This window comes from Psychrobacter sp. DAB_AL32B (assembly GCF_002224105.1).
In the GTDB taxonomy this organism is placed as follows: Bacteria; Pseudomonadota; Gammaproteobacteria; order Pseudomonadales; family Moraxellaceae; genus Psychrobacter.
Genome location: NZ_NEXU01000096.1, coordinates 1 through 9,548 on the forward strand (window position 1 = coordinate 1; position 9,548 = coordinate 9,548).

Below are 9,548 nucleotides of genomic sequence, written 5' to 3' on the forward strand. Positions count from 1 at the left end.
TATCCAAATTTGTCTCACTTTTAGTGCAAATTTTTAGTAAATTTATCGGCATCTCAGGAAATAATTCGAGTAGACGTTCACTAATATGCTCAGCTTGCCAAAATGCCAATGGACTTTGGCGCGTGGCGATATTTAAGGTAGTCAAAGCAGGTTGCTTCATGGTGCTCATAAAAGGCCTCAATAAGTTCGATACTAGAATGTCAGTGCTCAACAATAATGCTAATTTGTCACACAAAATGGGTACTAAAAACGGTTTATAGAAAATAATAACGCAAAAAAATACCCCTATTTAAGCATAAATAAGGGTTTGATGATATGGCGCGATTATTTCGAGAGATAAGAGCTTCGAAAAAGAAGAGCCTTGAAACTTATATGTTTTGGATTTTTTCACGTAGTGCGGGTAGATGGCGACGGCTGACCGCTAATGTCTCATCAATTCCTTTGAAATGCAATTGATACTGTCCGGCATCTAAAGTTTCTAAAAAGTCCAAATACTTGATGTTGATGATAGCGTTTCGATGCACACGAAACAGTTTCTCTTCAAACTCCTGCTCAAGCTCTTTTAAGGTGTCATCAATGAGAACGATACCATCCTTATGACGTACTTTGACATATTTTTGGTCGGCAGTAAAATAGTAAATATCTTTGAGTTTAATCAGCTCAACACCGCGATGGGTACGTGCCGCAATATGTTCGCGTACCGGCCGTGCTGTTGGATTCTCAAGCTTACGAATCTCATTTAACTGCGCGGCATTTAAGTTGGTGGCTTTTTGTAGCGCTTCTAGTAGCTCATCTTTATTGGCAGGTTTTAGTAGATAACCTATGGCATTGGCTTTTAAAGCAGCAATCGCATAATGATCATAAGCCGTCACAAAGATGATTGCTGGTGGATGTGCAAGCTTCGCAAGCTCTTGGGCACACTCTACACCATCCATCTCGGGCATACGAATATCTAGCAATATGATGTCTGGCTGCTGAGTTTTTACGGCGATAATGGCTGCTATACCCGTTTTTGCTTGAGCAACGACCTCATGACCTGACTCTTGGACAATCCTGACCAAACGCTCACGGGCTAATGGCTCATCATCACAAACTACAATCCGCATGCAAACTCCTTGTTTTTAAGGGCATACTTAGAAAATATTTTAAGAGCATCAATAACATATTAGCACTTACCGCCTATCATTTAGCATAAAATAGCGCCTGATCTAAGTTATAAACCTAACGGCTAGAGCTTGCAAGCCGTTAATATGGCCTTAGTGTTCCTATATGTGCCATAATATAAAAGTCTGGCGATACTTTTTAAAATTTAATCACTCAACTTTAAAGATTAGCAGAGCACATTCGTTAATACTAAGCCATTATCATGGTCACATTGTGATAGATATTGCAATAAATATGCCACTGTTAATGGGAGAGTAATGCACCATCAAAAAAGTAAAGATTATAAACTGACATCTTGCAGCGGATAATCAATAATAGTGATAATTTGTTTCGTCGTCACCGTGCTTTGGATATCGCTACTTTGCCCAAAGTATGCACGTAAGCGCTCCGCTTGAATATAAAAATCCATATGCTGACGTAAATGATGGTTAATCATTAAGGTCTTTTTGGGAAGCTGTACATGGATGGTAATCACAACACGATGCTGCACCCACCTAACTTTAATATCGATATAAATAGTTTCCGTGGTCATCTCAACCACATTGAGTAGCATTTTTTCAATCACGCTTTGTAAGGTCAAGGCGGTGATTACCATGTCATACATCACATCCTCATCGGGTAGCTGCCAAATTATCACCAGCTTATCTCCCAATCGAATAGACTCGATGGCCAAGTAATGCTCACAAAGGGCAACTTCTTCTTCAAAACTAATCTCACGCGCCCCATTAAAACTGGCACGAAATAATGCTGAAACGTGCTGTAATAAATCAGCGGCGCGAGATGGATTGGATTCAATGAGTGACATTAAAGTATTAATAGTATTAAAAAAGAAATGCGGCGCGAGACGGGCTTTAAGTACATCGTTTTGTGCCCTCAATTTTTGCTCAAAGGATTGCTTGAGCGCATTCAACTCACGATGGCGACGTAAAAAGAACAATAACGCTGCGATAGTGAATCCCGCTGTAATGATCATATTAAATACAAGCGCTGAACTAAACGCCTGAAGACTGTACTCAAACAAACCAGAGTTCATCAGAAGTAGCAGGACTAACGTGAGGGTTACTAATGTGCTTGTTGTTAGGATTAGCACAACATACATACTGACAGTCGGTATGCGCAGGCGTTTAAAAACAGGGCGCAGATAGTCAATTAAATAAAAGGAAGGTATCAGCGTTAAGCTGATTTGAAAAAACCTAGCCGTAAACTTTATGATAAATTGCGTTTCATTAGCCACACTGTAGCGATCAACGATCGCCACAAACAACGACCAAAAAAAGATTGCCAGCAGCCATTGCCAAGGTTTCATGAGTTCCATGAACTTGGGTATAAAAAACTCTAAGCGCTCCGCTAGTAAGGCAACCTCATCATTTGCTATACTTGAGTTCTTATTCTCTTGACTTGTCTTGTACCGATATGAACGCAAACTCTTCAAATATTAGTAATCCTGATTCAAATAAAAACTCATCTGTTTCTGATTCTAGCACAGAAGCTTCTCTAACAAATACTGCTGCACTGCAAAGCCCTGCAAGCAGTCAGGGGCAACAGATGTGGGGCGGACGCTTTAGTGAAGCGACAGACAGTTTTGTCGCCGCCTTTACCGCATCCGTTGGCTTCGACCAACGTTTTGCGCGTCACGATATTCAAGGCTCGATTGCTCATGCGACCATGCTTAAAGAATGTGGCATCTTAGAAGCTGATGACGTTGCGACCATTATCGATGGTTTACAGCAAGTGCTGCGTGAAATCGAAGCAGGTGAGTTTAACTGGTCGATTGCCCTTGAAGACGTACACATGAACGTCGAATCACGCTTGACCGATATTGTCGGCGCAGTTGGCAAAAAGCTGCATACTGGACGTAGCCGTAATGATCAGGTCGCCACTGATATTCGCCTTTGGTTACGCGAAGAAACCGATAATATCATTGCTTTATTGGTGCGCTTGCAAAGTGGCTTACTTGATTTGGCTGAGCAACATACCGATACCATTATGCCAGGATTCACTCATCTGCAAACCGCACAGCCAGTGAGCTTTGGTCATCATGTTATGGCATGGTTTGAGATGTTATACCGTGATACCGAACGTCTTGTCGATGCGCGCCGCCGTATCAATCAGATGCCTCTTGGTAGCGCCGCCCTTGCTGGCACCACTTTTCCAATCGACCGTACGATTACCGCTGAGTTATTAGGGTTCGAAGGCATTTGCCAGAATTCACTTGATGCAGTCTCGGATCGTGATTTTGCCATTGAATTTACCTCGGCTGCCTCTATTTTGATGATGCATATGTCACGTATGAGTGAAGAAATTATTCTGTGGATGTCAGCGCAATTTAACTTTGTGCAAATCCCTGATCGCTTTTGTACCGGCTCATCTATCATGCCGCAAAAGAAAAATCCTGACGTACCAGAGTTGGTTCGTGGTAAAGCGGCGCGTGTCTTTGGTCAATTGATGACGCTACTTAGCCTAATGAAAAGTCAGCCGCTTGCCTATAATAAAGACAACCAAGAGGACAAAGAGCCGCTTTTTGATTGCGTTGATACCTTGACGGGCTCGCTATTAGCCTTTGCCGATATGCTACCGAATATCACGCCAAATAAAGAAAATATGCGCGCTGCCACCATGAAAGGTTATGCCACAGCGACTGATTTGGCCGATTACTTAGTACGCAATGGTGTTGCGTTCCGTGATGCGCATGAAGTCGTTGGCAATGCAGTCGCTTTGGGTATTAAAGAAGGCGTGGATTTGAGTGATTTGTCCTTGGCGCAATTGCAGCAGTTTAGCGATGCGATTGGCGATGATGTCTTCGATTATCTAACCTTAGAAGGTTCATTAGCAGCGCGTGACCATTTGGGCGGCACTGCACCCAATCAAGTGAAACAAGCGGTCAGCCGCGCGCGCACGCGTTTAGAAGTGTTTGCTTAGTATTTACTGAATAAAAGTAAAATCGTACAATTAAAAACACCCGCCATCATTGCGGGTATTTTTATTTGTAATACCATCCCCAAATGATACATCAGATACCCTTTGCTAAATCCGCCAAGACCGTTATCATAGATGGATGCAAATATTCGACTCGATAATTTAATATCAATAATAAGGAACTTACTATGACTGAGACTTTTAATCCTCAAGCCAATACCGTATTTTGCCGTAAATATCAGCAACAATTACCAAAAATGCCACATCCGCCCTTCCCTAATAAAAAAGGTCAAGAGCTACAAGAAACTGTATCTGAGAAGGCTTGGAAAGAATGGCTTGAGCAGCAAACGATGCTGATTAACGAAAATCACTTAAGCATGCTCGATCCGGAAGCCAAAAAATTCTTAATCGAACAGCGTGATAAATTTTTGGATAATGAAGACTATGAGCGCGCGCAGGGTTGGACGCCAGAAAGCTAATATTAAGACCGTGATTGTTAAAATAGTTGAAGCCATAACAAACAGGTAAATGACTAGGACTTGTCAGCGAAGTTTGCTAGTATGAAGGTGATTTACAACACTGACAGACTCGGGGTGCGGTGTATTATGGCTTAAAAGCCTTTATACATTCGCTGAGATATCACCCGCCGAACCTGATGCGGTTAGTACCGACGCAGGGAAGTCTTAAGCTTATGTTATACAAGTACAAAGGGCGCGCAGAAATGCCTTGTTATTATGGTCAATATCTAGCAAGTTTTTATAGTGCTACCTGACTATCAATAATAAGCTGCGCCCATCAATCCTTTAGAGATGACTCACTAGATTTCGTTCGGATAGTGCGTTTGTCTTACGATTATATTTGTCCGTATGACATAGACTTACCCCGCAGCTACTGGCGGTGTTGATTTTATTCAAAAACCAACACGCTAGGACAGCATATGACTATTTTACAAGCGACTACCCCCGCCAAAAAAACTGCTAAAACAGATGCGCTAAAGACTCCCGCTCATCGCAACGTAAGCGATGCTCGCTTTGAAGAAGACGCGCGTGATTTACACCGTATTTTACCTGCCTCTTGCAAAGTTTATATCGAAGGCTCGCGCCCTGATATTCAAGTACCGATGCGCGAGATCACCCTTGATCCCACACCGATTCAAGGCGTTCCTGAGAGCGAATGGGAACAAAATCCACCGTTTTATGTCTATGATACTTCAGGCGTTTATACCGACCCCAATGCCAGCATCGACTTGACAAAAGGTCTGCCAAAATTACGTGAAGGTTGGATAAATGAGCGCGGCGATACCGAACAGCTCGCTGGTTTATCAAGCTTATACGGTCTGGCGCGCGCCCGTGATATCAGCACTGCAAACCTACGCTTTGCTCATATTGACAAGCCGCGCCGTGCTAAAGCTGTTGATGGGAAAGTAGGCAACGTTACTCAATTGCATTACGCGCGTCGCGGTATTATTACCCCTGAGATGGAATATATCGCCATCCGCGAAACCCAAAAACAGCATGAGCTGACGGATATGCGCCAACACGATGGGGAGAATTTTGGCGCTAACACACCAATTATTATTACCCCTGAATTTGTACGCAGTGAAGTTGCCGCTGGTCGAGCCATTATCCCAAATAACATCAACCACCCTGAATCTGAGCCGATGATTATTGGGCGCAACTTCTTAGTAAAAATTAACGCCAATATCGGTAACTCTGCGCTGGGCTCTTCTATTGATGAGGAAGTTTCTAAAATGACGTGGGCGACGCGTTGGGGTGCAGATAACATCATGGACTTATCTACTGGTAACCATATTCATGAAACCCGTGAATGGTTGATTCGTAACTCGCCAGTACCAATCGGCACAGTTCCTATTTATCAAGCACTTGAAAAAGTCGATGGCATTGCCGAAGATTTAACGTGGGAAATTTTTCGTGATACCTTAATAGAGCAAGCCGAACAAGGCGTAGATTATTTCACGATTCACGCCGGTGTACTGCTTCGTTATGTGCCGTTGACCGCCAATCGGTTGACTGGCATCGTCTCGCGTGGCGGCTCTATTATGGCGCAGTGGTGCATGTTTCATAATAAAGAGAGCTTTTTATATACCCATTTTGAAGATATCTGCGAGATTATGAAACAGTATGATGTAGCGTTTAGTTTAGGCGACGGTTTACGTCCCGGCTGCTTGCAAGATGCTAATGATAAGGCACAATTTGGAGAATTACGTACCCTTGGCGAGTTAACAAAGGTAGCATGGAAGCATGATGTGCAAGTCATGATTGAAGGCCCTGGGCATGTGGCGATGAACCGTATTAAAGAGAATATGGACTTGCAACTTGAGACGTGTGCCGATGCGCCTTTTTATACCTTAGGACCATTAACTACCGATATTGCACCCGGTTACGACCATATCACCAGTGCCATTGGCGCAGCAATGATTGGCTGGTTTGGCACGGCGATGCTATGTTATGTCACCCCAAAAGAGCATTTAGGTCTGCCGAATAAAAAGGATGTCAAAGATGGTATCATCACTTATAAAATCGCCGCTCACGCTGCTGATCTTGCCAAAGGTCATCCCGGTGCACAAGCTCGTGATAATGCGTTATCCAAAGCGCGTTTTGAATTCCGCTGGGACGATCAGTTTAATCTAGCACTTGACCCTGATACCGCGCGCGAATTCCATGATGAAACCTTACCTAAAGACGCCCATAAATCAGCGCACTTTTGCTCTATGTGTGGGCCGAAGTTTTGCTCAATGAAAATCACTCAAAATGTACGGGCGTACGCCAAAGGGCTAAAAAGTAAAGAGGTATAGAATTTTATAGGCAGCCTTAATATTAGTTATTGTTGCATTCATTTTGCACAAAGAAAACCTCTGTTATTTAAGTAAAAAATACTTATTTAACAGGGGTTTTTATGTTTTTAATGCAAGGCTACACCGTCTTTATAAAGCAAAAATTCAATCTATTGGTTGCTGATCATAACATTAAACAAGTGAATATTTAACTAGTTATCCAAGCTTCTGATATAGCGGCTAAATCATATTTGTCAAAGGAAAGTTTTGAAGGATAAAGGCTCTTTTTGGAATATGAACAATTGTGTAAAGAAACGTAGACAGGAAAATATTTTAGGGTAAGATACTGTTATATAAGTAATAAAGTGTTACATAACAAACAACTACCCTTAAGGTCTCTGTATGAATCATGTTTACCGTGTCGTCTTTAATCATTCTTTAGGTGTTTATCAATGCGTGTCTGAGCTTGCGAAATCCCGTGGCAAATCCTCAGGAAAATCTCAAGTAGCTACTAAGCTTATATTAGCCCCACTAGCTGTAGCCATGCTTAGTTTATCGGGGACCGCAATTGCGGTTACCTATAACGACGGCAAAGTTCACGTAATTGATGATAATCCTTATGTTGTTTCAGAGGATGTTATTGTTAGTGGTAAAGGTACTGAAATAGAAGCTAAATTTCCAACGATTGTAGGTAAAGATGGCAACGGTAAATTAACCTTAGTTGAGGATGGGGTTTTAGACACATTTACACTTACTATTGGCCAAAACGAAGGCTCTAATGGTGAGGTTTTAATTAAAGATAAATCTCAGCTTTATCTTGATAATACGTTGACCGTTGGCGATGCTGGTAAAGGTTTGTTCACATTAAAAAATGATGACCAGAATGCAAAACCAGGAGGTACTGATACCCTTCTCATTTACAAAGACGCTTATATAGGGAATAAGAGTACGGGTGATGGTAAGGTAGTGATTGATGGCAACGGAGCTGATGTAATTTTTAGACAAAACCTATATGTTGGAAATGAAGGTACTGGAAGTTTTACTGTTAAAAATATAGGCGTAGTGAATATCGAAGAAGCCCTTATCGTAGGTAGTAAATTAGGTAGCAAAAATAACCTAGTTGAAGTGTCAACACCAAGCAGGAGTGGACCTAATTCATTTATTTCTGCAGGCAAAGTCATAATAGGTGATGCAGGTGAAGGTGCTCTAAAAATCTCCACTTCTGGTAGTGTTAGCTCCATTAGTGATTTTATCGTCGCCAATCAAACTGGTAGCTCAGGGAGCCTTAATTTAGATAATGGCTCAGTATCTTCTAAAGATGATTTTATTCTCGCTAATGGCAATGGTACGGTCGCCAACGCGACTTTGAGCGCGGATTCACGTTTGTGGTCTGATAAGAATATCATTATCGCTAATGGTGTAGGTAGCGTTGCGAATGTAAATTTAGAAACAGATAGTGAAATAATTACTATTTCTAATGACGTTATTATCGGCAAAAGCGTAGGCGCGGTAGGACAAGTTAAATTAAATGGCTCACGTTTGTACAGTACAAACTTGATTGTAGGACAGCAAGGTAGTGGTACGCTGAATATAGACAATGAGCCTGACAGTATTGGTAAAGTCAGTATCAGCGACACTACTTATGTCGGAGGTTTTGGTGAAAACGCTCAAGAAGCTAAAGGGTCATTAAATATTAATGATGCCTCATTTAGAACAGGTAACCTTGTGATTGGTAATACTGGCTCCGGTATACTCAAGGCTAGCGGAATAGATAGCTATTTATCTGTCAAAGGTATAGAACGAAATATAGCATCAAAGCAGTCTAATATTTATCTAGATGGTACAACTGTTGAAATCAAAGCAGATCAACCAAACTTGTTTGCAAATTTCACTAAGGACAATATTATTCAGCTAGGTAATAAGGGCGTCGTTTTTGATACTGAAGCTTTTGTGTTTAGTGCTGATAAGCCTGATGAGTATATTGCAACTGATGTGGTCATCAATCCAAATGCAGTCATTACAGGAAACGTTGGCAAGATTTCTTTTAAGGACGGTGGCGGTTTTGTAAAGACAGGCTCAGGTAATCTCGAGTTTTCTATGAGTAGTAAGAAGTGGACTGGAGATTTAGGTGTGGCAGAAGGTACACTTAAAATTAACGGTGATTACTCAATGGCAAAAGATGAAACACTGACCATTGGCGTATATGATAATAATAGCAACGGTATCATCGATAACAATGAGTATGGAAAGCTTGTTGTTAACGGGAATATCGATATTAGTGAAGGCGATCTATACGTTTACGCTGAAAATATAGCGAAAGTAAAAACAGACACTAATATTAAAGATGTTGTGAAGGGTAATACTCGAAAAGGTGAGTTTAAAGCAGTAAGTGACAATAGTCTATTAGTCGACTTCGAAGCAGAATATAACGACCCTAGTGCTGTTAGTTTAAAAATGGTTGCTCAAAAGCCAACCGATCCTAAGCCAACTGATCCAAAACCAACTGATCCAAAACCGACTGATCCAAAACCGACCGATCCTAAACCGCCTGATCCACAACCGAATGATACTACACAGACTAATCCTCAACCGACTGACCCTAAAACGAATGATCCTACACCAACTCATCCGCCCACACCTTCACCTCAACCGCCTTCAACTGCACTCACTCATC

The 9,548-nt window shown here is 41.8% G+C and carries 6 protein-coding genes, 1 pseudogene and 1 riboswitch; of the genes and pseudogenes, 4 read left to right on the plus strand and 3 right to left on the minus strand.

Annotation, left to right across the window (positions count from 1 at the left end):
* The 3 genes and pseudogenes from CAN34_RS14670 to CAN34_RS11285 form a co-directional block, all read right to left on the minus strand.
* A pseudogene (locus tag CAN34_RS14670) lies at positions 1-169 on the minus strand (hydroxymethylbilane synthase); the annotation flags it as partial.
* Positions 170-368: 199 nt separating this feature from the next.
* Positions 369-1,106: a LytTR family DNA-binding domain-containing protein gene (locus CAN34_RS11280; RefSeq protein WP_079690589.1), complete on the minus strand. Its 738-nt coding sequence runs from the start codon at positions 1,104-1,106 to the stop codon at positions 369-371.
* A 338-nt stretch (positions 1,107-1,444) separates the two neighbouring features.
* Entirely contained in the window at positions 1,445-2,470 is a 1,026-nt protein-coding gene (locus CAN34_RS11285; RefSeq protein WP_254423177.1) for a sensor histidine kinase, read from the minus strand.
* Between the two features lie 239 nt (positions 2,471-2,709).
* Here CAN34_RS11285 and argH point away from each other — a divergent pair, with 239 nt between their 5' ends.
* From argH to CAN34_RS11305, 4 genes are all read left to right on the plus strand, one after another.
* Positions 2,710-4,083: an argininosuccinate lyase gene (argH, locus tag CAN34_RS11290; RefSeq protein WP_079690587.1), complete on the plus strand. Its 1,374-nt coding sequence runs from the start codon at positions 2,710-2,712 to the stop codon at positions 4,081-4,083.
* A gap of 185 nt (positions 4,084-4,268) precedes the next feature.
* A complete protein-coding gene (locus tag CAN34_RS11295) occupies positions 4,269-4,559 on the plus strand; it encodes an oxidative damage protection protein (protein WP_079690586.1) in 291 nt (96 codons plus the stop codon).
* A 100-nt stretch (positions 4,560-4,659) separates the two neighbouring features.
* Positions 4,660-4,776: riboswitch (TPP riboswitch) on the plus strand.
* A 241-nt stretch (positions 4,777-5,017) separates the two neighbouring features.
* Positions 5,018-6,895, plus strand: coding sequence for a phosphomethylpyrimidine synthase ThiC (gene thiC, locus CAN34_RS11300; protein ID WP_089555740.1), 1,878 nt, complete (start codon positions 5,018-5,020; stop codon positions 6,893-6,895).
* Between the two features lie 381 nt (positions 6,896-7,276).
* Positions 7,277-9,548, plus strand: a 2,272-nt coding sequence (locus CAN34_RS11305) for an ESPR domain-containing protein (protein WP_217320626.1), incomplete at its 3' end; no start/stop codon positions are given.

Coding starts and splice junctions, on each gene's coding strand:
- argH (WP_079690587.1), top strand. CDS start 2,710: ATGTGGGGCGGACGCTTTAGTGAAGCGACAGACAGTTTTGTCGCCGCC.
- CAN34_RS11280 (WP_079690589.1), bottom strand. CDS start 1,106: ATGCGGATTGTAGTTTGTGATGATGAGCCATTAGCCCGTGAGCGTTTG.
- thiC (WP_089555740.1), top strand. CDS start 5,018: ATGACTATTTTACAAGCGACTACCCCCGCCAAAAAAACTGCTAAAACA.
- CAN34_RS11285 (WP_254423177.1), bottom strand. CDS start 2,470: ATGAAACCTTGGCAATGGCTGCTGGCAATCTTTTTTTGGTCGTTGTTT.
- CAN34_RS11295 (WP_079690586.1), top strand. CDS start 4,269: ATGACTGAGACTTTTAATCCTCAAGCCAATACCGTATTTTGCCGTAAA.